At 62.0% G+C, this 23,817-nt stretch carries 19 protein-coding genes and 1 tRNA gene; 11 read left to right on the top strand and 9 right to left on the bottom strand.

The annotated features are described in order from the left end of the window. Complete coding sequence (locus NKI31_RS14385) at nt 1–687, bottom strand: Crp/Fnr family transcriptional regulator (protein WP_352651888.1); 687 nt, start codon at nt 685–687, stop codon at nt 1–3. A 507-nt stretch (nt 688–1,194) separates the two neighbouring features. Here NKI31_RS14385 and NKI31_RS14380 point away from each other — a divergent pair. The 5 genes from NKI31_RS14380 to NKI31_RS14360 all read left to right on the top strand — a co-directional run bounded on the left by NKI31_RS14380 (nt 1,195) and on the right by NKI31_RS14360 (nt 8,944). Next, nucleotides 1,195–3,459, top strand: coding sequence for a DNA/RNA non-specific endonuclease (locus NKI31_RS14380; RefSeq protein WP_352651887.1), 2,265 nt, complete (start codon nt 1,195–1,197; stop codon nt 3,457–3,459). 16 nt (nt 3,460–3,475) lie between these two features. After that, nucleotides 3,476–4,459, top strand: a complete 984-nt coding sequence (locus tag NKI31_RS14375; RefSeq protein WP_352651886.1) for a trypsin-like peptidase domain-containing protein — start codon at nt 3,476–3,478, stop codon at nt 4,457–4,459. Between the two features lie 169 nt (nt 4,460–4,628). Further along, the gene (locus NKI31_RS14370) at nt 4,629–5,894 is read left to right on the top strand and encodes a hypothetical protein (protein ID WP_156940988.1); all 1,266 of its coding nucleotides are present in this window, start codon (nt 4,629–4,631) and stop codon (nt 5,892–5,894) included. Beyond that, the gene (locus NKI31_RS14365; RefSeq protein ID WP_352651885.1) at nt 5,891–8,560 is read left to right on the top strand and encodes a DNA/RNA non-specific endonuclease; all 2,670 of its coding nucleotides are present in this window, start codon (nt 5,891–5,893) and stop codon (nt 8,558–8,560) included. Before NKI31_RS14370 ends, NKI31_RS14365 begins: the two co-directional genes overlap by 4 nt. Nucleotides 8,561–8,671: 111 nt before the next feature. Then, nucleotides 8,672–8,944: a hypothetical protein gene (locus tag NKI31_RS14360; protein WP_023696133.1), complete on the top strand. Its 273-nt coding sequence runs from the start codon at nt 8,672–8,674 to the stop codon at nt 8,942–8,944. 38 nt (nt 8,945–8,982) lie between these two features. Here NKI31_RS14360 and NKI31_RS14355 read toward each other — a convergent pair. Both NKI31_RS14355 and NKI31_RS14350 read right to left on the bottom strand, forming a co-directional pair. Beyond that, nucleotides 8,983–9,057, bottom strand: a tRNA-Val gene (locus tag NKI31_RS14355). A gap of 128 nt (nt 9,058–9,185) precedes the next feature. Continuing rightward, nucleotides 9,186–9,869: a phosphoglycolate phosphatase gene (locus tag NKI31_RS14350; protein WP_023691328.1), complete on the bottom strand. Its 684-nt coding sequence runs from the start codon at nt 9,867–9,869 to the stop codon at nt 9,186–9,188. A gap of 155 nt (nt 9,870–10,024) precedes the next feature. On the opposite strand from NKI31_RS14350, the gene rpiA reads away from it, so the two are divergent. From rpiA to gor, 3 genes are all read left to right on the top strand, one after another. Then, nucleotides 10,025–10,756, top strand: coding sequence for a ribose-5-phosphate isomerase RpiA (gene rpiA, locus NKI31_RS14345; protein WP_023668980.1), 732 nt, complete (start codon nt 10,025–10,027; stop codon nt 10,754–10,756). After that, nucleotides 10,743–11,360, top strand: a complete 618-nt coding sequence (locus tag NKI31_RS14340; RefSeq protein ID WP_023668979.1) for a DUF2059 domain-containing protein — start codon at nt 10,743–10,745, stop codon at nt 11,358–11,360. The genes rpiA and NKI31_RS14340 overlap by 14 nt, the downstream gene beginning before the upstream one ends. A 124-nt stretch (nt 11,361–11,484) precedes the next feature. Further along, a complete protein-coding gene (gor, locus tag NKI31_RS14335; protein ID WP_023691326.1) occupies nt 11,485–12,876 on the top strand; it encodes a glutathione-disulfide reductase in 1,392 nt (463 codons plus the stop codon). Between the two features lie 73 nt (nt 12,877–12,949). Here gor and mgtE read toward each other — a convergent pair whose 3' ends face one another. Next, a complete protein-coding gene (gene mgtE, locus NKI31_RS14330; protein ID WP_023696129.1) occupies nt 12,950–14,317 on the bottom strand; it encodes a magnesium transporter in 1,368 nt (455 codons plus the stop codon). Nucleotides 14,318–14,607: 290 nt separating this feature from the next. Next, a complete protein-coding gene (locus NKI31_RS14325) occupies nt 14,608–16,494 on the bottom strand; it encodes an ABC transporter ATP-binding protein/permease (protein WP_023691324.1) in 1,887 nt (628 codons plus the stop codon). 632 nt (nt 16,495–17,126) lie between these two features. Between NKI31_RS14325 and NKI31_RS14320 the strand changes: the two genes are divergently transcribed. Further along, nucleotides 17,127–17,534, top strand: coding sequence for a hypothetical protein (locus NKI31_RS14320; RefSeq protein WP_196813629.1), 408 nt, complete (start codon nt 17,127–17,129; stop codon nt 17,532–17,534). Nucleotides 17,535–17,540: 6 nt separating this feature from the next. Here NKI31_RS14320 and NKI31_RS14315 read toward each other — a convergent pair whose 3' ends face one another. Both NKI31_RS14315 and NKI31_RS14310 read right to left on the bottom strand, forming a co-directional pair. Then, nucleotides 17,541–18,221 carry a DsbA family oxidoreductase gene (locus NKI31_RS14315; protein WP_023752271.1) on the bottom strand — a complete coding sequence of 227 codons (681 nt, stop codon included), beginning with the start codon at nt 18,219–18,221 and terminating at the stop codon, nt 17,541–17,543. Nucleotides 18,222–18,270: 49 nt separating this feature from the next. Then, entirely contained in the window at nt 18,271–20,091 is a 1,821-nt protein-coding gene (locus NKI31_RS14310) for an extracellular solute-binding protein (protein WP_352651884.1), read from the bottom strand. 260 nt (nt 20,092–20,351) lie between these two features. On the opposite strand from NKI31_RS14310, the gene NKI31_RS14305 reads away from it, so the two are divergent. Next, nucleotides 20,352–20,975: an invasion associated locus B family protein gene (locus NKI31_RS14305; protein ID WP_023668972.1), complete on the top strand. Its 624-nt coding sequence runs from the start codon at nt 20,352–20,354 to the stop codon at nt 20,973–20,975. Between the two features lie 81 nt (nt 20,976–21,056). On the opposite strand, the gene hspQ is transcribed toward NKI31_RS14305, so the two are convergent. Beyond that, nucleotides 21,057–21,380 carry a heat shock protein HspQ gene (gene hspQ / locus NKI31_RS14300; RefSeq protein ID WP_023668971.1) on the bottom strand — a complete coding sequence of 108 codons (324 nt, stop codon included), beginning with the start codon at nt 21,378–21,380 and terminating at the stop codon, nt 21,057–21,059. 224 nt (nt 21,381–21,604) lie between these two features. On the opposite strand from hspQ, the gene NKI31_RS14295 reads away from it, so the two are divergent. Next, nucleotides 21,605–22,567, top strand: coding sequence for an AEC family transporter (locus NKI31_RS14295; RefSeq protein ID WP_027050898.1), 963 nt, complete (start codon nt 21,605–21,607; stop codon nt 22,565–22,567). Here NKI31_RS14295 and NKI31_RS14290 read toward each other — a convergent pair. Next, complete coding sequence (locus tag NKI31_RS14290; RefSeq protein ID WP_352651883.1) at nt 22,544–23,755, bottom strand: UbiH/UbiF family hydroxylase; 1,212 nt, start codon at nt 23,753–23,755, stop codon at nt 22,544–22,546. The two genes, NKI31_RS14295 and NKI31_RS14290, sit on opposite strands and share 24 nt — an antisense overlap. Nucleotides 23,756–23,817: the final 62 nt, after the last annotated feature.

Here is a 23,817-nt window from a genome sequence, read left to right as displayed (position 1 = left end):
TCAGTCGTCGTCCTGCGATTCGGCGATATGGCGCAGCGCCCCGGTGTCGGTAATGCGCAGGCCGCCGCGTTTGATGGCAATGAACGAGCGGTTGCGCCAGTCGTTGAGCGTCTTGTTGACGGACTCGCGCGTGGCGCCGAGGAACTCTCCGAGTTCCGATTGCGAGATCGGAATCCAGCCGGCGCTGTCGGCCATCACCTTGGCCAGGAAGACCAGGCGTTTGGCGAGCCTCGCCTCGATGCCGAAGAAGGCCTGGTCGCCGAGTTCGCCGCTGACCCAGCGCAGCCGGGCGCACAGAAGTTCGATCATCGCGCGTGCCAGCGGTGGATTTTTCTCAATGCGATCAAATAGTTGTGTCCTGCTGAGCGAAACCAGCTCGCAAGCGGTCAGGCAGATGGCGGTGGCGGTGCGTGGCCGCCCGTCAAGCGCGCCGATCTCGCCGACGAGGCTGCGCGACAGCTCGATATTGGCCACCAGCTTCTGCCCGCCGGGCGAATAGATCGAGATTTCCACCGTGCCGCTCATGACCCCGTAGATCCGGTCGGCGGCATCTTCCTGAACGAACAGATGCTGGCCGGCGGCGTAGCGCTCGGCCTTGCAGCCGCTGAACAGGATATCGAACAGCTTTGGATCGATGCGTGCCAGCCGCGGCAGATCGTTTCTGTCGTTGGGGCCGCCAAAAGCCATGTTCCAAATTCCCAATTGCCGCAATCGGCGAAGTTTAAGGGCCGAAGTCTAAGGCAAGAGTGCACCGCGTCAAAGGCCGGCGTTCATCCCTTGCGATTACGCCTTCTAGTCTAAAGGCAGTGGTCGCGCCCAGTGCCTGGCTCGTGCCGGGCGGAAAGCCGTCTGCACGCGCGGCGGGAGGAGCCGCGCGTGCAGGCGCCAACTGATTAAAATGGTTAGGTGATAAAATTTCTGTAAAACCGAGCGGCCGCAATGGCCTTTCCGCCTGTTGCGATAGCTGGGCGCAAACAGCGTGAGCGTCTGTGACGGAGATCACATACGGCATCGCTGAAATAATGCGAGCGTCATACATCGCGCGAGCGACTGCGGGCAAACAGACATGCCGACGTTGCGCTCCGGTCATCTTCGACGCGAGTTGATTTGTTTCCTTGCCTGCCGGTCAGAATTGCACCAGTCTAAAATGGGGCAATACAGTTCTTTACTTGGACAGAACCTTTGGGGGCGACTATGCCGGTCAGCAGAGAGCAGCGAATCCGTCAATATCTCGATCTCGTCACCGGGGGCGAGGGGACTGAATCGGTCCTCGGCAACGTGGAGACGATGGCAGGCGGCGCTCTGGAATCCCTTGCGCCTGCGGAAGCCGGCAAGGCGGAGGCGGCGTTTGAATCGGCGCGCGCTGGCATGGAGAGCCTCGCGCGGGGCGCCGAAGTCGCGCCCGAGCAGCTTTCCGATCTGGAAGCCATAATCATCCCGGAGTTGCGACCGGTCTATGACATCAAGGATGGCACCTTTACGACGCTGACTTTCGACGGCGCTCCGACACCTGGCCATTCGCTGTGGACGAAGCTTACCAGCGAGGCCGCATCGAAGCAGCGCATCGAAGCCGCCCTGCCGGCGATCGGGCGTATCGAACTGTTGTGGAACACCAATATCCCTTACGGCGGCACGGGCTTCGTCGTCGGCCGCAACCTGTTGATGACCAATCGTCATGTGGCGCAGATATTTGCGGACGGCCTTGGCGACCGCAATCTGCAATTCATCAACGGCCGCGCCGCCGGCATCGACTTCAAGCGCGATTCGGCGGCGGGAAACGTCTTCAAGATCCGCAATGTCCGGATGATCCATCCCTATTGGGACATGGCGATCCTCGAAGTCGAAGGCCTGCCCGACAACATCACGCCGCTGTCGCTCGCGGTCGCCGACGCGCGCGATATGCTGCGCCAGGAAGTCGTCGCCATCGGCTATCCCGCGTTCGACAATCGCAACGCGGTCGATGTCCAGAACGAGCTCATGCGCAATCGTTTCCAGGTCAAGCGCCTGCAACCGGGCATGCTGCAGGGCGGCTTCGATACGGAGAGTTTCGGCAAGATCGTCAGCGCGGCGACACATGATTGCTCGACCACTGGCGGCAACTCCGGCACCGCCATGATCAACCTCGCCACCGGCGAGGTCGTGGCGCTGCATTTCGCCGGCCGCTATCTCGAGCGCAACTACGCCGTGCCCACCGGCGCGCTCGCCAAGGACCAGCGTGTCGTCGACCTCGGCCTCAATTTCGCCGGCGCCGCCAGCGGCGGCCCCAACGATTGGGGCGCATGGTGGAACAAGGCGGACAGTGGGTCGCCGGCCGAGGGCGTAAACCTGGTTGAAGTCGGCGGCGTCAAGCAGATCCCGGGCGTCGCCACCCAGACGCCTTCATCCGGAGGCGTCGTCGTTTCGCCGGGCGGCAGCGTCACCTTCGAAGTGCCGTTGCGCATCACCGTCTCGCTCGGCGCAACGCCTGCCCATGAAGCGGTCACGGAATCGGTCGAACTCGAAGCGGCCAAGCCGACCCCTCCAGGCGGCGCATTCGTTCCCAAAACGGTCGCGGACTATGCCGGCTATAAGGGCTACGACGAGAAATTTCTCTCTGGCGGCACTAAACTCGCACCGGTCATTGTGCCCATGCCTGAGGCCACCGACCTCTCCGTGCTGGCGCCACTTAGGGACGGGGGCACGCGGCTGGACTACCAGAATTTTTCGCTCAAGATGCACGCCAAGCGGCGGCTGGCGCTGTTCACCGCCTCCAACGTCACCGAGGAGAGCAACCTGCGCGAGCCGGAAAAGGGCCGCAACTATTCGCGCGGCGGCCTGTTCAGCGAGCGCTGGTTCCCGGATCTGCGGCTCGACGACAAGTACCAGATCCCCGACGTCTTCTACACCCAGGATCAGGGCGCCTTCGACAAGGGCCATATCGTCAGGCGCGATGACGTGGCCTGGGGCAGCACCTTCGAGCTGCTGCTCAGGGGCAATGTCTGCTCCTTCCATGTCACCAACTGCTCGCCCCAGGTCGAAGGCTACAACCGCTCCGACAGCGGCGAGAAGAACTGGGGCGATCTTGAGAACCACGTCCTGTCGGAGGCGGCGAGCGAGCGGCTTTGCGTCTTCGCCGGGCCGGTCCTCGCCGAAGACGACCGGACCTTTGCCGGCAAGGGTCCCAAAGGCACCAGTCTTCGCGCGCTAGTGCCGCGCCGCTTCTGGAAGGTGGTGGTCGCCCGCGTCAGTGACGGCATCGCCAGTTATGGCTTCGTGCTCGAACAGGATCTGTCGGACACGCAGCTTGAGTTTGCCGTCTCCGAAGAATTCATCGGCGCCATGTACCCGCTGACCGAAATCTCCGAAATGACCGGCGTCAGCTTCGACCAGTCGCTGATCGACGCCGACCAGTACGAAACGGTTCGCGGCACCGAAATTGCGATGCGGGCGGGATCACGCAAGCGGAAGAAGAAGGCTTAGGGTCGGAGGGAATCCCATGACCGAATGGACGCAATCCGAACTGAACAGTCTCAACCGCATCCTCGCCAACCTCTACCCGATGATCGGCGACGGCGTGCGTGTTGCCAAAGGTGTCGGTCTTTCGACGGCCCAGATCGCCTTTGACAACAAGGCGATCAACAACTGGTTTGCGATTGTCCAGCGCGCAAAGCAGGAGACCAGGGCCGACGACCTCGTCGCCTTTGCACTCGAAGAGAATCCCGGCGACCAGGCACTGCTGCAGGCAAAGCAGCACGCCCCGCCGCCGCCGGTCGAAGGCCCCGCGACCGCCAATTGGAGCGGCGCGACGGCGCCGGCCCAGCTCGAAAAAATCCTTGGCGACAAGAGCACGCTGGTGCCGATCAGCTATCTCGAACTCGGCCTTGTCAGGGCAAGATCGGTGGTGCGCATCAAGCGTGCGGATGGCAGCTCCGGCACCGGCTTCATGACCACCGGCGGGATCCTGATCACCAACAACCATGTGTTGCCTGACGATGCCTCATTGGCCGGCACGGTGGTCCAGTTCAACTATCAGCGCACCGTTGCCGGGCTCGACGCGCCGCTCGATCAGTTCGACATCGACACCGCCGTGCCTCTTCGTACCTCCAAGGACAATGATTGGTCCGCCGTCCGCATCAAGCGCGATGCCTCCAAATGGGGCGAGTTGGAATTGAAACCCATGACCGTCAAGGCCGGCGACCATGTCAACATCATCCAGCATCCCGGCGGTGCGCAGAAACAGATTTCGTTCGTCGCCAATGTCGTGGCCTTCGTCGGCGGCGGCCGCGTCCAGTATCTCACCGACACACTGCCGGGTTCGTCGGGCTCGCCGGTCTTCGACACCGACTGGAACCTGATTGCGCTGCATCACAGCGGAGGCTGGCTCACCGAGCCCAACGCGCCTACCAAAAGCACATATTATCGCAACGAAGGCATTGCGATCGACACCATCATCCAAGACCTCGCGGCCAAGCCTGTGTAGATGGTGAGCTATGCAGACCGATGGCGCAGCTCGATGCGCGGCGATTTGGGACTACGGCATGTAAATTTTTTCGGATGTGACGGTTTATAACGCCACACACCAAACACCAGGGAGTTCAGAGATCAGCGCCTATTTCGACCTCAGGCTTCAACTGGCTGATCTCTACCCATTGCCTCCCGATTGGTTGCAGGTAACCAAGGACGCTGGGATCGTCGCTGGCGCCATCAACCTCCAGGGCGCGGCGCTCACAGTCTGGTTCAACATCCTCGACTATGCCTTGACCAAGAAGCTGTCGCAGCCGCTGATGAACACTGTCGTTCGGCAAAATCCGCAATGCGCCGCAATATGCAAAGCCTATCTGGATGAACTTGCCGCGGGCGAGAAACCGACGCCCGAACTGCCTGGCCTGACCACCGACGATCGGGTCAACACCGCGCTCGCAGGCTTCAACGCCGTCAACCAGCAGCCCAAGGACATTCAGGCGCAACTCGCCGCTGGCGATGGCCTCACCACCGTCGCCAGCCAGATCGATGTCCTCAAGACCTACAAGGACCTGCATGACCACCTGCAGAGCTTCCAATATGGCATCGGCAGCTTCCAGACCTTGCTGGTCGCCGCCCGCGACATGGGGGCCGACCTGGAACAGGTCCGCGTCCTGCGCAATTTCCTCAAAATATTGAAGCTCTTCTGTGTCTCGATCGGAGAGTCGGTCATGGAGCTGCCGGCGGGGCCGGCGCTTCACGATATCGAGCAGGCCTGGCTCGACGACCTCAAGGCGGCTGCGATCAAGTTGCAGGCTGCCATCGATAACAAGTCTCCGGACGCCTACGACGCGCTGTTTGACGTGCGCACCGTGCTGCGCGTCGTGCCTTCGCGGCTCAACCAGCAGATTTTCGTTACCGCGAAGAATCTGCCGTTCGGGCTTCTTGCCACCGGTCTCGACACGATAGCCGGCAAGCTTCCAGCAGGTGCCCCGGATGTTCCTTTGATAAAGGCTGCGCATGATGCGATCATGGTGCTGTCGTCGACCATCTATGCGCGCGTCGTCGAGCATAAGCTCTGGCAGGACGTCGACAACAAGCTGGCCAGCCTCACCGACATGATCGAGCCGATAGAAGAGGGCGCCGCGGCGGACAAGTCGCTGCCGTTCCAGTTTTCGCCGCTGTGGCGAAACCTGGAAGTGAAGGTCAAGGTTCTTGCCGATCTCGATCCCAATGGCGCCTGGCGAACGACGCTCGTCGACTACTCCACCGACGTCAACGACCAGCTATCGCGCGAGACCGTCGATACCGCCTTCATTCTTGCCTTCGAAGCCTATCGGGACGAGGCCCAGCAACGCTTCGTCCAGGTCGATCTGGCGCTGAAAACGGAATGCGCCTCGATCGTCCGCGTCAGCACGCCTTTGCATAAGATCATTGAGGACCTGGGGCCATGAGCGATGAACTTGCGACAGGCACGGAGACCGAAACTCCGGCCGACTTTATTTCGCTGAGCGACATCCGGATCGCACATCTCGAGCTGATGCGCATCGCCAGCAGCAATGAAGCCGTCGACCCATCGATGAGCCGCAGCGACAAGGCCGGCGCCGAGACGACGGAAGCCAGCATCGACAACACGGCCCCCGATGCGCAGGCCATCCGCGACTTCCTGGCCAAGGCACGGCGCGCCGGCAGCACCATCGCGCGGGAATCCGACCGGCGCGCGGCGCAGCGCATACTCGATTATTGGTCCGCCGAACTGGTCACGCGGCCGGGCATCACCTCAGCCGACGTCAGCCCGGCGCGGCTCGCGTCTTTCGCAGGTGGCGGTGGGCTCGAAACAACAGAGCCAATTGCCGTCGCGGTTGACTCCGAATCGGCATCGCGTGAAATCAACGATTCAGGAACGGTCGCCATCGCCGTTCCTGAATCAATGGCCGTCGCGACCAAAGACGGTGCCGAATCCGGCGACGGCTTCGCATCGGACGACGAACTGAGTTCGGACGAGCTGACCGAGCGCTTTCGCATTCGCGTGGCCGCCCAGGCGCGGCAATGGAAGAACACCGGCTATCCCGGCTATCTCCTGCGCGGCGAAGCGCTGAAGGAGGCGGCGGAGCTGCCGCAGGGGCCGGACATCGCCGAGTTCGTCGAGGCGAGCGCCAAGGCGGAGACCGACAGCCAGAAGCAGCGCGATCGCAGCAAGAATATATTGATCGCGCTGTTTGCCATCCTGGCCGCGATCCTTGGGGCAACCACCTATTTCGCCTACGTCCAGAGAAATGACGCTGTTGACGCGCGCAAGGATGCCGAGACGACGGCCAGTGAGGTCGCAAAGCTCAATGGAAAGCTTTCCACCGCCCTTGAAAAGACGGAAGACGCACGCCAGCGAGCCGAGGCTGCACTTGCCGTTGCCGAGAAGAAGGCGGAAGACGCCGCCAAGACGCTGGCCGAGCAGCAAGCCACGCAGGCCACTTTGCGATCCGCGATCTTGCTTGTGGTCGAACAGCTCAAACTCGGCAGCGTGTCCCTGGACAAGTTGGCGCCCGATTTGCGACAGGGGGTGCTGGTCGAGCTGGCCGGGCAGGTCAAAAGCGGCGAGGTCGCGCTCGACCAATTGCCGGCGCCGCTGCGCGCCGCGCTTGAACCGCTGCTTGGCAAAGACATAGACAAACAGCCTAACGTTCTTTCGGGATACAAGGTCGATTTCATAGGGGCCACGATCGGCTTGCCCAGGATAACCGACGACCTGGCCAACGACGCCGTGGCGCCGCCGCTTGATTACATCAACTACTCGCTGGTCATGGGCCGAACTCATCGCATGGCCATCTATTCGGCCGTCAACCTGGATCGGTCGCAGAGGTTGCCGCTGCAATTCACCGCCAGCAGACTGAAACCCGACAGCCGATTGTCGGTCGACTACCAGCCTCGTCCCAACTGGTACTTTCGCGCGGACCGGCCCTGGCTGGCGGCGCGATTTGCAAGTGCCAGCGACATCGCCTGGGGTCCGGAGTTCGCCGGCGATCCGGCAACGGCGGCGCTCAAGCTGGCGCAGTATGCCTCTTTCCTGCCAAACACGATGCCGCAGCCGCGTACTTTCTACGGCAGCCGATGGGTGCCGCTCGAAAACTGGGTTCGCTCGCAGCACAATCCGCTCGCCAATCGGGTGACCATCTTCAGTGGTCCTGTCTTCCGGCCCGCGGACCAGCCGGTCGACGGCGTGCCGGTCCCTTATGCCTATTGGAAGCTCGCGGTGTCCTCGGTGTCGGCGGCCGTGAAGGGAGAGGTGAGGGAGCCGGAATTTGAGGTCGATGCGTTCTTCATTCCAGCCGACGCTACGGGGGCGTTCAACGTCGAGCAGTATCGGCTCCCGGTTGCCGAGCTTGAAAGGCTCACGAGCCTCAATTTCGACCCTCTCATCGAATGGACGGATTCACTGAAGAACCGCGGCCCCAATGGAACCGCGGCCGACGAACTGGCGGCTCGCGTCAAGCTGCTCGACGGCGCAAATGATGCACTGCGCGGTGACCTGATTGCCGTCCTCGAAGACGCAGACCTTCCGGTGGTCGAACGGCAGAAGATCGTCGCTGCTCTCGTCGAGATGGCCGGCCTGCAAAGCATAAGCGGGCTGACACCGGCGGGGCGCCGCAACGTGCTTGAGACCCTGCTTGGGGTACCGCCTGAATTGTGGGAACGCCCGGACTGGCTGGCTGTGTTTGCCGGCGCGCGCCGGGCGGTTGCCGATCTCGCCCTTTCGGCAGCCGACGGCCAGACTGTTATCGGTGAGCAGGATCGCAACGCACTCAACACGCTGAAGGACCGGCTGCGTATCCAGCAGAGCCCACAGACGGTTTACGTCCAGTTCGCCGGCATGGCGCGCGAGGACGCCGGGGCGCTTTCCGCAAAAATGCGGGCCTTGGGCTGGGGCATTCCAAACCCTGGCGAAGAACGTGTCGCCGCTGCCGCCGGCAAGAACGAAGTTCGCTACAACCCCTACAACGACGCCGACCGTGGCGCCGCCGAACTGCTGGCCGCCGACCTCACGGTTGCCGCTGGCCGACTGATGACAGCCCGTGCGGTGCCGATCATCAAGGCCAACACATTGGAGATATGGACCAGCATATAGAAACACTGAAGGCCCGAGCGGGGCGAAGACAAGGGCGCGTAAAAAAGCCGCGATGCGCCGCTCACTATCGTCGCGACAAATACGGGCTGTTCTCACTCCAGAGGTTTTTACATGCGCACGCGTCACGCCGTCATGCTTGCACTTTCCGCGCTTTGCATTCCAGCCGTCTCCATGCCGCTGCAGAAAGCCAACGCGCTGGAGCCTGAAAAATACACGGTCTATTGCGCCAACGATCACATCGAGGTTTCGTTCTGGGATCTCGAGCAGATGAAGGTGCGCAACGGCTCCGATGTCTGCCAGTTCCAGAGCTACACGAGCTACTCAAGCGCCTTGAACTTCGCGCAGAAGAATTTTGGTGGGGAAGGGGCGAGTTGCAGCTGCTAGGAGTGCTGGCTTGGAGTGCGCTGTTCAGGGAAAGAAAATGGTGGGCGATGCAGGGATTGAACCTGCGACCCCACCCGTGTGAAGGGTGTGCTCTCCCGCTGAGCTAATCGCCCGCTCGTTGCCCGAAGGCCAAGCGAGCCGCGATATAAGGGAGGCAGGGTTGTGAAGTCAAGGCGATGCGCCGGCCTTCTGTGCCTGAAATAGGCGAGGGCAGGCGCTGCCGCGCAATCGCCCGTTTCGCTCAGCCGGCCGCAGCTGCAATCAGCCGTTCCGCCAGGTCGAGCGTCAGCGCGTCGAAATGCGAAATCACCGCCGACGGCTCGAATTCTCTGACATGGCGGTCGGTGTAGCCGAAATCGACGGCGACCACCGGAATGCCGGCTGCCTTGGCGGTGTCGATGTCGGTCTGCGAATCGCCGACCATCAGCGCATGATGCGGATCGCCGCCGGCGAGCCGGATGGTCTCGGTCAGATGGCGCGGGTCGGGCTTGCGGAAGGCGAACGTGTCCTGGCCGGCGATCGCGGCGAAATGCTTTGTCAGGCCGAGCGCCTCGATCAGCGCTTTCGAATTCGCCTCATATTTGTTGGTGCAGATGGCGAGCAGATAGCCGGCCTTCTCGAAGCGGGCGATGGCTTCGACGACACCGGGGTAGGGGCGCGACTTGCCGGGGATGTTGAGTGTGTAGTGGTCGAGGAACACCTTCAGCAGCCTGTCGTGCTCCTCCACCGCCAGCGATTTCTGCTGCGCGGTATGCGCGCGCTCGATCATCACCCGTCCGCCCTGGCCGACAAAACGCCGGAAGCCGGCCTCGTCGACAGCGGCAAGCTCGCTGGCGGCAAGGCTGTGGTTGAGGCTGTCGAGCAGATCCGGCGCCGTGTCGATCAGCGTCCCGTCGAGGTCGAACACGATGATCGGTTGGGTCATGGCCTGTCCTGTGGCTGATGCATTGCAGGCAGGCGATAGCGGCTGCGCTTCTTTCAGGCAAGCCGGTGCGAGCCAAAGTCTTTGACCCTGCGGGCAAAAGTGCTAGGAGCGCGCATCCAGAAAAATCAGAACCAAGCCAAACCCCTGGGGCGAGCATGGATGCGAGGCAGTTGAAAGTCGAGGCCGCGCGGGCAGCCCTTGCCCATGTCAGCGACGGCATGCGCATCGGCATCGGCACCGGGACGACGGCCGACGAATTCGTGCGGCTGCTGGCCGAAAAGATCGCCGCGGGCTTGACCGTCATCGGCGTGCCGACGTCGGAGCGCACTGCAGCCCTTTGCCGCGAACTTGGCGTGCCGCTGTCGACGCTTGAGGAAACGCCCGAGCTCGACCTTACCGTCGACGGCGCCGACGAGATCGACGCGGCGCTGACACTGATCAAGGGCGGCGGCGGCGCGCTGCTGCGCGAGAAGATCGTCGCGGCGGCATCTCAGCGCATGATCGTCATTGCCGATCGCTCGAAGATGGTCGACACCCTTGGCCGGTTTCCCTTGCCGATCGAAGTCAACCAATTCGGCCTGTGCGCGACCGAAATCGCGGTCGCGGCAGCGGCCAAAAGTCTCGGCCTTTCCGGCCCGGTTACATTGAGGATGACGGGGGGCCAGCCTTTTGTTACAGACGGCGGCCATTTTATCCTCGATGCATCTTTTGGCCGCATTCCGGATACAAGAGCGCTTTCTAATGCTCTCCATGCCATTCCTGGTGTGGTCGAGCATGGTCTTTTCATCGGGCTGGCGTCAGCGGCCATCATCGCCGGCGGCGACGGCATCCAAACAGTCCATGCCGCCCGAAAACCAGGGAGTTCTACCGATCATGATGTTGCATAACCGGGTTCGCAATCTTTGCGCCGTTCTGGCGGCTTCGGCCGTTTTCGCCTTCTCTTCCCCGGCGTTCTCGCAGGAGATCACGGAATCGCATCTGAAGGCGGCACGGGCGGCGGTCACGGCAATCCACGCGACCGACTCGTTCGACAACATCCTGCCGCAAGCAGCGGCCTCGCTCGAGCAGCAGCTCATCCAGAAGAACCCTGATATGCAGGAGCTGATCGGCAAGACCGTCAGCGAGAAGGCACTGGCGCTGGCCTCGCGCCGTGCCGATCTGGAGAAGGAAGCAGCGCTCGCCTATGCCAAGGTGTTCTCCGAGAAGGATCTCACCGACATCGCCGCCTTCTACAATTCCGATGCCGGCAAGAAGCTGCTCGACAACGGCCCCAACGTGACGCGCGAACTGGTCAAGGCCGCCGACATCTGGCAGAACGGCCTGGCGCGCGATCTCGCCCAGCAGGTCGGCGAAACGCTGGCAGCAGCCGCGAAGGCCGCTGCTCCGGCCGCGCCTGCGCCGGATAACGCAACTGCCCCCGCCGATGGCGCTGCACCTGCCGACGGCGATGCGCCCGCAGACGGTGACCAGCCGGAAGCGCCGAAGAACTAAGACGTCTGATTTCGCCACCGGCATCCTTGCCGCTGGACCAGAAAGCTCGGTGGAAACCGGGCTTTTCTTTTGGCTTCATGCGGCCTACCTGTCGCAAACATTTCCTGAGGCAAGGAACAGCAGCATGGCCGGTTACGACTACGATCTCTTCGTCATCGGCGGCGGCTCCGGCGGGGTGAGAGCGGCGCGCGTGGCGGCAGCGCTCGGCAAGCGTGTCGGCATCGCGGAGGAATACCGCTATGGCGGCACCTGCGTCATCCGTGGCTGCGTGCCGAAAAAACTCTATGTCTATGCCTCGCAATTTCCCGAGCATTTTGCCGACGCCGCCGGCTATGGCTGGACGGTGCCGGAGGCGAGCTTCGACTGGCCGACGCTGGTCGCCAACAAGGACCGCGAGATTGCCCGTCTGGAAGCGATCTACGAAAAGAACGTGAAAGGCGCCGGCGGCGAGACGTTCCACTCGCGCGCCATGCTGGTCGACCCGCATGTCGTGCATCTCCTGGGCGATGACCGCACCGTCACCGCCGACCAGATCCTGATCGCCACCGGCGGCCGGCCGGCGCCGCACCCGGCGCTGCCCGGTCACGAGCATTGCATCTTTTCCAATGAGGTTTTCGACCTCAAGCAACTGCCGAAGGCGATCATGATCGAGGGCGGAGGCTACATCGCCGTCGAATTCGCCAATATCTTCCATGGCTTGGGCGTCGACACCACGCTGGTCTATCGCGGCAAGGAGATACTGTCACGCTTCGACATGGACCTGCGGCACATGCTGCACGAAACCATGGAAAAGAAGGGGATCAAGATCCTCTGCCACGCCGTGTCGGAATGGGTCCGCAAACGGCCGGACGGCAGGCTGGATGCGTTGGTCACCGGCGGCAAGGTACTGACGATCGACCAGGTCATGCTCGCCATCGGCCGCCTCCCAAACACCGAGAATATGGGCCTGGAAGGCGTCGGTATCGAGCTCGGCATAACCGGCGCCATCGTTGTCGACCAGTATTCCCGCACCAACATCGACAACATCTGGGCGATCGGCGACGTCACCAACCGCGTGCAGTTGACGCCTGTGGCGATCCACGAAGCCATGTGCTTCATCGAGACCGCATTCAAGGGCAATCCGACCGCGCCCGACCACGACACCATTCCGACCGCCGTCTTCTCACAGCCGGAGATCGGCACCGTCGGGCTGTCCGAGGACGATGCCGTCAAGCGCTACTCCGATATCGAAATCTACCGCGCCACATTCCGGCCGATGCGGCACACGCTGTCGGGCCGCGACGAAAAGATGCTGACGAAGCTGGTGGTCGATGGCGCCACGCGAAAAGTGCTCGGCGCGCACATCCTCGGGCCGGACGCCGGCGAGATGGCGCAGTTGCTCGGCATTCCGCTGAAGGCCGGCGTCACCAAGGATGATTTCGACCGCACCATGGCCGTCCACCCGACGGCAGCGGAGGAACTGGTCACCATGTACAAGCCTACCTACCGCGTGAAGAACGGCGTGCGGGTCGATTGACGCCCGCGCGCTCGATCTTGAAGAACCCCCCATGGCAGCCGCTGTTGCCACCGAGATGGGAGCCTGAAGCTTATTACAACAAAGTGCCGCGCAGGATGACCAGCGCCACCGAGAAATAGATCACCAGGCCGGTGACATCGACCAGCGTGGCGACGAACGGCGCCGAGGCGCTCGCCGGATCGAAGCCGATCCGTTTCAGCGCGAACGGCAGCATCGACCCCGACAGCGAGCCGAAGGTGACGATGCCGACGAGTGCTGCCCCCACGGTCGCCGCGATCAGCGGCCAATGCGGCCCATAATCGTAGAAGCCCATATATTGCCAGAGCGCGATGCGGCAGATGCCGACCACGCCAAGCATGGCGCCGAGCACGAAGCCGGTGGGCAATTCGCGCAACGCCACCCGCCACCAGTCGCGAAGGCCGATCTCGCGCAGCGCCAGCGCGCGAATGACGAGCGAGGTCGCCTGCGAACCGGAATTGCCGCCCGAGCTCATGATCAGCGGGATGAACAGAGTGAGCACGATCGCTTTTTGCAGTTCGCCTTCATAGCTTTGCATGGCATTGGCGGTCAGCATCTCCGAGATGAACAGCGCGCACAGCCAGCCGCCGCGCTTCTTGATCATGGCGAGAAAGCTCATCTTCATGTAGGGCTCGTCGAGCGCCTCCATGCCGCCGAAGCGATGCGCGTCCTCGGTCGTCTCCTCGATCATGGTGTCGATGATGTCGTCGATGGTGACGATGCCGAGGATCTTGCCATGGTCGACGACGGGAACCGCGAGCAGGTCATATTTGGAGATCGTCTGCGCCAGTGTCTCGCGATCGGTCAGCGGCGTCACCGTCACCGGGGCGCGATCCGGCGCCACCGACAGGATCGGATCGTCCGGCTCGCCGGTGATCAGCCGGCGCAGGCCGGTCGAGCGCACCAGCACATGCGTGTCTGGATCGACGATGTAGATGGCGTAGACGGTCTCCCGCGTCCGCTCCACCTTGCGGATGTAGTCGAGCGTGCGCCCGACGGACCAGTCCGACGGCACGCTGACGAATTCGGTCGTCATGATCGAGGCGGCGCTGCCTTCGGGATAGCCGAGAATGGAAAGCAGCGTTGCCCGCAGCGGCGGGACCAACCCGCCGAGCAGCTCGGAGCGCGTCGGCTCATCCAGCTCTCGCAGGATATCGGCGGCGCGGTCGACCGACATGGCGGTCAGCAGCTTGCACGCCTTGGCGCGCGGCAGCGCCTCGGCCAGATCGGAGGCGCCGTCGAGTTCAGGCTGGTCGAAGATCTCGACCAGCCGCTCGAACGGCATTTCGCAAAGCAGTTCTATCGCGGTATCGCGAGCTTCCCGGTTCAGGGCCTCGACGACATCGGCGACGTGATCATTGGCAAGGATACGCGCGATAGCGACGGCATCGTCGCCCGCTACGACGGGGGTAAATTCGTTCATGGCTCACTCCTTGCCGTCCGGCGGGACGTGAGCCGTTAGAGGTCACATCGAGGCGGACGGCGGTTGCGTTCGACTACTGTCGCCATGCATGGCGCGGTGACCTTTCTGCTCGCAGGTTCGAGTTGGAATTCAGCGAGCGGGCGCAACATAGGAGCGCATCTTGGCGAGTCAATCGCGGGGGTGGCGGAAAACAGCCGGGAGCCGGCCCAATCGCGAGACTGTGATGATTATTGAAGGGGGAGGGAGCGAGTGCCCCGCCGCCAGTGGCGGAACGCGCTTCGGCGTGGCTGCTATTTCTGCTTCAGCCGGCGTGAAAAACGCATCCATTTGTCCTCGACCGGCCGCGGCTGCGTAAGGATGGTGGTGAGCTCGCGCGGAAGGTTCGGAACAAGCGGCCTCTTGGTGGCGACGCCGTCGGCGATCGCGACCACGCTATGGTAGAATTCCTCGCCCGAGGCCGAACGTGGCGGCACCGCCTCATGCATGATGCTGATCACCGTGACATCGGGACAGTTGTCCTTGATGGCCTGGTGGAAGGCGATCTTGCCATCCGGATCGAGCGCGCCGGTCGCTTCGTCGAGGAACAACAGTCCCGGTTGCTGCAGCACGATGCGGGCCACAACCAGCTTCTGCTTCTGGCCGCCGGACAGCAGCTGGTCCCAGATCTTTCCCTCGCGGCTTTCATCGGCCATGTGTTCGATGAAATCGCCAAGGCCGGCCTTGTGCAGGGCTGCCGCGACCTGCGCATCGCCATAGTCGTCCTCGGAGCCGGGCAGGCACACCAGCTGCTTCAGCGACACCTGCTGCAGCTTGACCTCCTGGGCGGCATAGAAGCTCCTCACACCGTCAGGGAAGACGATGGTGCCGCGGCCATAAGGCCACAAGCCGTTGATCGCCTTGATCAGCGAAGTCTTGCCGCAGCCGGATTCGCCCTTGAGGAATGCCCACTCGCCGCGCCGAAAGCGCAGATTGGCTGCGCTCAGGAACGGCGTGGCGTCTTCACCCTGATGCGCCAGTTCAAGCTTCTGGATGGTCAGGCCGAAGACCGGGTTCTGGCTGGCATAGTGGAAGTCGGAACGGCCGGTCTGGCTGTAGAATTCCTGCGGCTGTTGGACGTTCTCAATGGCGTGCGCCAACTCGATGACGCGCTGGCTGTTGGCCCGCAAGGTGGCGAGACTCGGCATGACATGGATGAACCAGGAACATTTGCTGATCAGCGCGTTGACCTGCTCGGAACCGGTTATGTAGCCCTTGAGGTCGACGCCGTTGTGGATGAACGGCACCAGACCAGGTCCGTAGGCGACAACTTTGGCCCCGACGAAATTATAGACCGATTCGAATCCCGCATAGAGGGTGTTGACGATGTTGAGCTTCGACCAGGTGGTATCGATATCGAGATAGAGCCGTCCATGTATCGTCTTTTGCACGTCTTCGCCTTGCGACGCCGACACATGGAAACTGCGGCGCAACAAAGTGATCAGCTCGCTGCGATAGGTGCCTTCGGCCTTCTGCATCCTGACGTTGAGCCACTCCAGCATTCCGCCGAGTTTGATCGCGATCCAGGTATTGACGGGCACGTAGATGGCAACCGCCAGCAGAGCGAGGACGGCGCTGCCATAGCTGCCGAGGGCATCCAGGCCTTTTACCTCCACGGAATTCGCCAGCAAAGCGCCGCCGACAAAATAAAGTGAGGTGAAGACGCCGAAGACACCTTGGGCAAGCCCGATGGCGCCGCCCGCCATGTCTTTGATGGATTCCTGCACGCGCTGATCGATGTTGTCGGGCGCTGGCGCATCTGGCGAGCCATTCTGAGCGTGGTAGTGAGTATGGTTGGTATCAAGCAGCGCCGCATTGAAACGCGCGTTCAACCAGGCGCGCCATTTGCGATGCAATGTCGCCGATACAAATTTGCAGGCGCCTATGATTCCCATGTCCTTGAACACGACCAGCAGCACAAGCAGGCCGGCATTGGTAAGCACTGATTCAAGGGGCGTGGTATTCGCGGCGTCGTGGAAAAAAGCGATTGAGGCTGCCAGTTCGCCCGCCAACACGGTAAACCAGACGTCGGCCTTGCTCGACAGGGCTATGATGAGTGCGAGGACGACGGTGAGAGCCCAGGCCTCTCTCCACCGGTCCGAGAACCAGTAGGCCCGCATCAATCCCCAGAAGGTCCGCATCGACGATACTGGCGTCAGGGGCGACGGCCCGGCGGGGGCGTCGCGGTTCCAAAGTGCCGATATTGAACGTCGCGGTCTGTCGACCCGAATCACAATCCCGCCCAAACCTTTTTTAGTTTTGTTACGGATAGTAACACCAATTGATCATTTTCTATGAATTTTATCCCGGGGAATGTGAAGCAGCCCACCCGCCGTTGCCATGAGGCAACAGTTGGTGCTGCGAGAGCGCCGTCTTTGGGTCAAATTTGTCCTTTGTTTCAATGTGTTGCGAGAACGCTCAGATGTGCGAATATATTCCCTGAGGGAAGGCTCATACACGGCTTTGTGACCAAAAGGCCTGCCCGTCGGCCGGTTTTCCCACCGCGCGCTAACCGGATCGCCCGAAAAATTGCCGTCCGTGATCGCCCCAGGCCGCCCGAATCATTTCACCGGCCATCATGGTTGGGCACGCAAGATCGTCGCTCCTGCACGGCGACTGCTCATGAGTTGGCCCACGCTTTTTAGCTGCAGCTCAACACCGTTTGACAATCAAGCGCACTGGAATGAACCTTGCCGGGCACTGTCGGCACCGATGCATGTCCGGTCCCCAACAAGGAAGCTCCCCAATGCTTGCACGCGCAGCCGTTCCCGCAATGGTGACGCTCTTTGCCTGGCTGCCTCTTGCGCATGCCGTCAGCCAGACCATTCCGGCAAGCGCCGAAGGGCAAATCGAGTTCAATGCTCCGTCCGGCAACATCGGCTGCATCTACACGCCGAAGGGCGGCACCAGCACCTACGAACCACAGGATGGCGGTCCGGAACTGAGCTGTTCGCGCGTCGAGCCCAGCTACGTCACCGTGATCCTTGGGCCGAACGGCCCGGCGACCTTGATCAAGAATCCGGGAGAGCAGGGCTGCTGCAGCGATGTCGCGAAGCTGGCCTATGGCAACAGCTGGAGCAAAGGGCCGTTTACCTGCCAGTCGTCAACCAAGGGACTGACCTGCACGGGCAGCAACGGGCATGGCTTCTTCCTCAGCAAAGCCAAGGTGACGGTGAAATAACTTCGGTCAGCCGGCCTTTTCCAGCTCGCCCTTGGCCTTTGCGGCCGCGACTTGGCGGATGGCATCAGTCAGCGTGTCGGCGTCCTGCGCGCCCATGACGGCGTATTTGCCTTCGAGCAGGAAGCACGGCACGCCAGTGATCCCCATCCGCGATGCCGTGGCGATTTCTGTGCGCACCTCCTCGACGTCGGCATCGGTCGGCAGGAGCGTTTCGACCACGGCAGCGTCCATGCCGGCCTCGCGGGCGGCATCGATCAGCACGGCGTGGTTGCCAATATTGCCGCCTTTCTCGAAATACAGTTGGAACAGCCGGCGCACGAGCCGGTTCTGCACGGCTTCACCGGCGGCACCGGCCCAGCGGATGACACGATGCGCGTCCAGCGTGTTGGCGGCGACCTTGATGGCGTCGAAAGCGAAATTGATGCCTTCGGCTTCGCCGAGCGGCTCTACGCGGGCATGCATCTGACGGATGCGCTCGTCGCTGCCGAATTTGGCCAGCATGTATTCGCGCCGGTCCTTGCCCTCGGGCGGGATGGTCGGGTCGAGCTGGAACGGCCGCCAGCGCACATGAACCTCAACGTCGCCGGCAGCGGCAATCGCTTTATCCAGCCGCTTCTGGCCGATGAAGCACCAGGGGCAGACGACGTCGGAAACCACGTCGACGGTAATGGAATTGTCATCGCTCATCTTGATCTCCTGCAGCCGAACGTTTCAGCGAGACCGATCTGGGCCACGCTCAGTTCGGCTTGCGCCACCAGGTCGGCCATTGATAACCGAATATGGGCGTCTTTTTGGGATGGTCCAGGTAATTCCAGTAAGCGAGCCATTGCTGCGCGTTGTACTGCATCGGCACCATGTAATTGCCGGAGATCAGCAATCGGTCGAGCACGCGCACGGCGGCGACATAGTCTTCCTTGGTCCGTGCTCTCAGCATCGCGTCGATCGCCGCGTCGACCGCCGGATCGGCGACGCCGGCCAGATTGAATGAACCTTCTCTTTTGGCCTCTGAAGAACCCCAGCGAAGGTTCTGCTCCATACCGGGAGACAGCGAGTTGCTGAACCCGCTCGACCCGACAAGAACCTCAAAGTCGAGACGCTGCTTGCGCGACTGGATCTGGTCGGCCTCGAGGCTGCGGATGGTCACCGCGATGCCGATCTTTTCCAGCGAGCGCTGATAGATGGCGGCAAAGCGTTCCTCGTCCTGCGAGGCCGTCAGGATCTCGAAACCGAACGGGTTTCCCTTTGGGTCCAGCAGGACCCCGTCCTTGACGGTGTAGCCCTGGCTCTTCAGCAGGTCGAACGCCACCTTCAGCACCTTACGGTCCTGGCCGGTGCCGTCATTCACCGGCGGGCGCCAGCTGCCGTCCATGACATCGGCCGGCACGCGGCCGGGGTAGGGCGCCAGCAGCGCCTTTTCCCTGTCGCTGGCGGGATGGCCGAGCGCGGAAAGTTCGGAATTCTGCCAGTAGCTCATCGTGCGCGTGTACTTACCGCCGAACAGGTTCTTGTTGGCCCATTCGAAGTCGTAGAGCATGCCGAGCGCGCGCCGCACCTCCGGATTGGAAAACTTCTCCAGTCGCGTGTTGAACAGGAAGCCGGTCACCACGGGCGGTATGCCGGTGTCGAAGGTCTCGGCGATCACCTCGCCGCGATGAAAGGCGGGAAAATCGATATCGCGCTCGCGCTTGACCGGATCGCCCTCATCGTAAATGGCGCAGATGCCTTTCTTGAACGCTTCCGTCTTGGCATTGGCGTTGAGGAAGTACTCGATGGTGATCTGGTCGTAATTGTCGAAGCCGCGCTTGGAAGGGATGTCCTTGCCCCAGTAATTCGGGTTGCGCTTGAACACGATGCGCTGTCCCGGCTGCACCTTGTCGATGATGTAGGGACCGCTGCCGATCACCGGCTTCAACGTCGTCTTGTCGAAGGTATCCTTGTTGAAGGCGTGCTTTGGGATGATCGGCGTCAGCGCGATGATCAAGGGGGTCTCGCGATTGGCCTTGTCGTTGAAGGTGAAGCGCACGCTGTGATCGCCGGTCTTTTCGAGCTTGGCGATCAGGCTCATGCGATCCCTGTAGGGCGGGCGGCCCTTGTCGGTAAAGACATCGTAGGTGAACAGCACGTCATCCGGCGTCACCGGGTCGCCATCGGACCACTTTGCATTTGGGTTCAGATGGAACTCGATCCACTTGCGCTCGGGATCCATATCGGCTGTGTCTGCGAGCAGGCCATAGAGGCTGAAGGCCTCGTCGTAGTTGCGCATCATCAACGGCTCGAAGACGAGATTGCCGAAAATGAGGTCCTGCATGCCGCGCGCCGTGGTGCGCAGGCTCTTCAGGATGAACGGGTTCAGATTGTCGAAGCTGCCGACGACGCAGTAAGTGATGTTGCCGCCCTTCGGCGCATCGGGATTGACGTAGTCGAAATGCTGGTAGTCGGCTGGCAGCGCCGGCTCGCCCTGCATGGCGATGGCATGTTTCGGTTCCGACATCGCCACGCCGGGTGCAAAGGCGATGAACGAAATTGCGGCGATCAGCCAAACAAGAATGCGGCCCATGACCGTCTCCTTACTGGGCGGCTTGATGATTCGGAGTGCACCCTAACATGGCGCCGCGGCGCTCCGGCCAGATACATCAACCCAAATCGCACGACCCAAATTGCGAGGCCAAGAATTGCAGGCGGCGGGCTGGATTCGGCTGCTCATGCAGTGTAACACGCGCTCCGAAGTCATTCTGTTGCCTCAATTCGGCAACAGGTAGCAGGACCACACGGCGCGAAGAAGCCGGTCCCGGGATCATTTGAGAGGAAATGCACGACATGACGAGCCTGAACAGCAACGCATACCGCCTTTCGGTCCTGGCCGCGGGCGTGGTCGGCTTTCTGGGCGCCGGACTTCCCACCGCTTCGGCACAGCAACAGATTCCGCAGGGTTGGTTCAAGGCCTGCACCAAGCAGGAAGATGTCGACATCTGCAATGTCCAGAACATCATCACTGCCGGCAACGGCCAGTTCGTCACCGGGGTCAGCCTGATCGAGTTGAAGGGCAAGGTAAACCGCAAGGTCTTCCAGGTCACGGTTCCCCCAGGTCGCTTGGTGCCCCCCGGCATCGCCCTGCAGATAGACGCCGGCAAGGCGACGAAGCTGGATTATGTCATTTGCTTCGCCGACCGTTGCGTTGCCGAAGTGCCGCTGACCGACGCGCTCGTCGCGTCCTTCAAGAAGGGACAGGCGATCACGCTGACCTCGATCAACTTCCAAAGTCAGCCAAATCCCATCAAGGTTGCCTTGACCGGCTTCAGCGGCGCCTTTGACGGCGCGCCGCTGCAGCAGTCGGACATCGAGGATCGGCAGAAAAAACTTCAGGATTTCGTCGTCAAGAACAACCAGGACTTCGCCAAGAAGCTCAAGGACGAGCAGGCCAAGGCCAAAGCCGCCAACTAATCGCCGGGACAGATACCGGAGCGACAAAAAGCGGGGTCATGCCCCGCTTTTTTGTTGTCGTCACGTCGATGCAAGGTGATGTCAGTGTCTCGACTGGCGTTTTGGCTCATAGCGTCCGTCCGGCCGCTTGTCGAACATCTCGCCGATCTGTGGATGCCGGACCGGCTCACCTGACTGGTCCTCGAGCAGGTTCTGCTCGGAGACATAGGCAATGTATTCGGTTTCCGAGTTTTCAGCGAGCAGATGGTAGAACGGCTGGTCCTTGCGCGGCCGCACGTCGGCCGGGATCGCCTCGTACCATTCATCGGTGTTGGCGAATTGCGGATCGACATCGAAAATGATGCCGCGGAATGGAAACAGCCGGTGTCGAACCACTTGTCCGATCGAGAATTTGGCTGTTTTCATCGTACTCACCACTAAGCCTCTAGAGCGCCCGGCGTCCCCTCGAATGTGCGAAGAGCGCTCTAACACTTTGAATTTACACACACCGTGGCCAAAAATCGAGCCCGACTTAGGTCTGGGATCAGGCTTTATTTGGCGCAGATAGCGGGTCAGTTCAATGCCGAAGCGCTTGACGCCCGATGAAGCTACGGGCTAGCCCGGTCCCGGGGTTTCGGGCCAGGGCAAAAATGTCTGACATTGTCGGTCTTGTTCTTCCGTTCTTCGGGCTGATTTTCATCGGCTTTCTGGTCGCGCGCATGACCAGGCAGCCGCTGGAAGCGCTTGGCTGGATGAACACCTTCATCGTCTATGTCGCGCTTCCTGCCCTGTTCTTCCAATTGCTGGCCCGCACGCCGTTCGAACAGTTGACCGAATGGCGCTTCATCTTCGGCTCGGTATTTTCCACCTACACGATCTTCTCGATCATGTTCGTATGGTCGGTGACGGCGTCGCGCGGCGAGATCGCCCAGTCGACGATCAAGGCGCTGGCCGCGGCCTACGGCAATATCGGCTATATGGGGCCGGGGCTGGCGCTGCTCGCCTTCGGCGAACAAGCGGCGGTTCCCGTCGCGCTGATCTTCTGCTTCGAAAATATCATGCATTTCGCCATCGCGCCGATGATGATGGCGCTGTCGGGCGACGACAAGACATCGCCGTGGCGGCTCATCCTCGGCGTAGTCAGGAAAATCGTCCTGCACCCGTTCATCATCGCGACCGCGCTTGGCGTCGGCGCCGCCTATCTCGGCTTTCACCCACCGCAGCCGGTCGATCGCCTGCTTGAATATCTTTCGCGGGCAGCCGCCCCTTGCGCCCTGTTTGCCATGGGCGTGACGCTTGCGCTCCGGCCGCTCAACCGCGTGCCGCATGAGCTGGCCTCGATCGCGGCGCTGAAGCTGATCCTGCATCCATTGCTCTGCTACGTCGTGCTGAGCTGGATCGGGAACTTTTCCGAAATCTGGGTTTTTTCAGCCGTGCTTTTGGCGGCATTACCGACCGCAACCAACGTCTTCGTCATCGCCCAGCAATATGGCGTCTGGGTGCAACGCGCCTCGGCCAGCGTGCTGATTACTACCTGCCTCTCGGTGCTGACGGTGACCGGGCTACTCTACATGATCCGCCACGGCATCTTACCGCCGGACCTGTTTCCGTGAACCGCCGGTAAGCGCCGCAAAGCCGCTGCCCGGCCTTAAGCCTTCGCGCATGAAAAAGGCGCGCAGCGGCGCGAAACTGCCGAGCACATTGAGGCCGGCGCTGCGTGCCATCTGCGCAGGCAGCATGTCCGAAAGCAGCGACATGTTGAGCAGATTGACCGCGCCGGAACGCGCCAGAATGTCAGGACGGCGCCTGGAATCATAGGCGGCCAGGGCCTTCGCGGCGCCGGGGTCGCTGCGATTTTTACCGGCGATTCCAATCAGATCCTCGACGTCCCTGATGCCGAGGTTGAGACCTTGGGCCCCGATCGGCGGGAACACATGTGCAGCCTCGCCGACCAGCGCCACACGGTTTTGCGCGAAGCGCCCCGGTGATGCCGCTGAAAGCGGGTAAATTTGTCGGCCGGGCTCGACCGACACCCGGCCCAGCATCGACTGCATCTGCTGCTCGACACGCTCGGAAAGCGTCGCGTCATCGAGTGCGGCGAGGTCCTTCGCCGTCTCCGGTTTCACCACCCAGACGAGGCTGGAGCGTTTGCCGGGCAGCGGCACCTGGGTGAACGGCCCGGTCTCTGTGTGGAACTCGGTCGAGGTGAAGCCGTGTTCGATGCGATGGCCAAAATTCAGCACCAGCGCCGCTTGGCGGTAGGATCGCACCGAGGCCACTATGCCTGCCGCCTCGCGCGCCGGCGACAGGCGCCCATCGGCAGCGACCGCAAGCGCGGCCGAGACTTCGCGACCATCAGTCAAGACGGCATGCGCCTGATCGGCGTCCAGACGCCAGCTCTCGACCATCGACGTCAGCCATTCGATGCCGGGATGCGCCGCGACGGACTTGGCCAGCGTCGGGTTCAGCGCACTGTTGGGCAGGTTGAGCCCGAACTGCTTCTCGCCGATCTCTATGGCGCGAAAAGTCACCACCGGGCTGCGGATCAGCCGGCTGGTCGCATCAACGATGCGCATGACCTTCAGCGGCGCGGCCTTCGGCGCAAGTTCGGCCAGCACGCCCAGCCGATCGAGAACCTTGAGAGCAGGGTTCATCAGCGCCGTGGTCCGGCCATCGGGCCCGCCTGCTTCGGGTCCGACCAGGGTTACCGGAAAGCCCGCCTCTGCGAAACCGAGCGCCGCGATCAGTCCGGCAGGGCCGCTGCCGGCTACCAGTATCCGTGCTGTCTCGAGATGATCCAAATTGGACTTCCAGTTTGCGATGCAGGTATCTACCTATGGATATAGGTCAGACCATGCGGCTT

It is taken from the genome of Mesorhizobium sp. M0659 (genome assembly GCF_040320605.1).
Lineage (GTDB): Bacteria > Pseudomonadota > Alphaproteobacteria > Rhizobiales > Rhizobiaceae > Mesorhizobium.
The sequence above is the reverse complement of the archived record's forward strand: the minus strand, read 5'-3'. Positions and strand labels throughout refer to the sequence as shown.

What these genes read in the sequence shown, in the direction of transcription:
- NKI31_RS14295 (WP_027050898.1), top strand. Translation starts at nt 21,605, where the DNA reads ATGTCTGACATTGTCGGTCTTGTTCTTCCGTTCTTCGGGCTGATTTTC.
- NKI31_RS14380 (WP_352651887.1), top strand. Translation starts at nt 1,195, where the DNA reads ATGCCGGTCAGCAGAGAGCAGCGAATCCGTCAATATCTCGATCTCGTC.
- NKI31_RS14340 (WP_023668979.1), top strand. Translation starts at nt 10,743, where the DNA reads ATGATGTTGCATAACCGGGTTCGCAATCTTTGCGCCGTTCTGGCGGCT.
- mgtE (WP_023696129.1), bottom strand. Translation starts at nt 14,317, where the DNA reads ATGAACGAATTTACCCCCGTCGTAGCGGGCGACGATGCCGTCGCTATC.
- NKI31_RS14350 (WP_023691328.1), bottom strand. Translation starts at nt 9,869, where the DNA reads ATGACCCAACCGATCATCGTGTTCGACCTCGACGGGACGCTGATCGAC.
- hspQ (WP_023668971.1), bottom strand. Translation starts at nt 21,380, where the DNA reads ATGAAAACAGCCAAATTCTCGATCGGACAAGTGGTTCGACACCGGCTG.
- NKI31_RS14365 (WP_352651885.1), top strand. Translation starts at nt 5,891, where the DNA reads ATGAGCGATGAACTTGCGACAGGCACGGAGACCGAAACTCCGGCCGAC.
- rpiA (WP_023668980.1), top strand. Translation starts at nt 10,025, where the DNA reads ATGGATGCGAGGCAGTTGAAAGTCGAGGCCGCGCGGGCAGCCCTTGCC.
- NKI31_RS14315 (WP_023752271.1), bottom strand. Translation starts at nt 18,221, where the DNA reads ATGAGCGATGACAATTCCATTACCGTCGACGTGGTTTCCGACGTCGTC.
- NKI31_RS14305 (WP_023668972.1), top strand. Translation starts at nt 20,352, where the DNA reads ATGACGAGCCTGAACAGCAACGCATACCGCCTTTCGGTCCTGGCCGCG.
- NKI31_RS14320 (WP_196813629.1), top strand. Translation starts at nt 17,127, where the DNA reads ATGGTGACGCTCTTTGCCTGGCTGCCTCTTGCGCATGCCGTCAGCCAG.
- gor (WP_023691326.1), top strand. Translation starts at nt 11,485, where the DNA reads ATGGCCGGTTACGACTACGATCTCTTCGTCATCGGCGGCGGCTCCGGC.
- NKI31_RS14375 (WP_352651886.1), top strand. Translation starts at nt 3,476, where the DNA reads ATGACCGAATGGACGCAATCCGAACTGAACAGTCTCAACCGCATCCTC.
- NKI31_RS14310 (WP_352651884.1), bottom strand. Translation starts at nt 20,091, where the DNA reads ATGGGCCGCATTCTTGTTTGGCTGATCGCCGCAATTTCGTTCATCGCC.
- NKI31_RS14360 (WP_023696133.1), top strand. Translation starts at nt 8,672, where the DNA reads ATGCGCACGCGTCACGCCGTCATGCTTGCACTTTCCGCGCTTTGCATT.
- NKI31_RS14325 (WP_023691324.1), bottom strand. Translation starts at nt 16,494, where the DNA reads ATGCGGACCTTCTGGGGATTGATGCGGGCCTACTGGTTCTCGGACCGG.
- NKI31_RS14385 (WP_352651888.1), bottom strand. Translation starts at nt 687, where the DNA reads ATGGCTTTTGGCGGCCCCAACGACAGAAACGATCTGCCGCGGCTGGCA.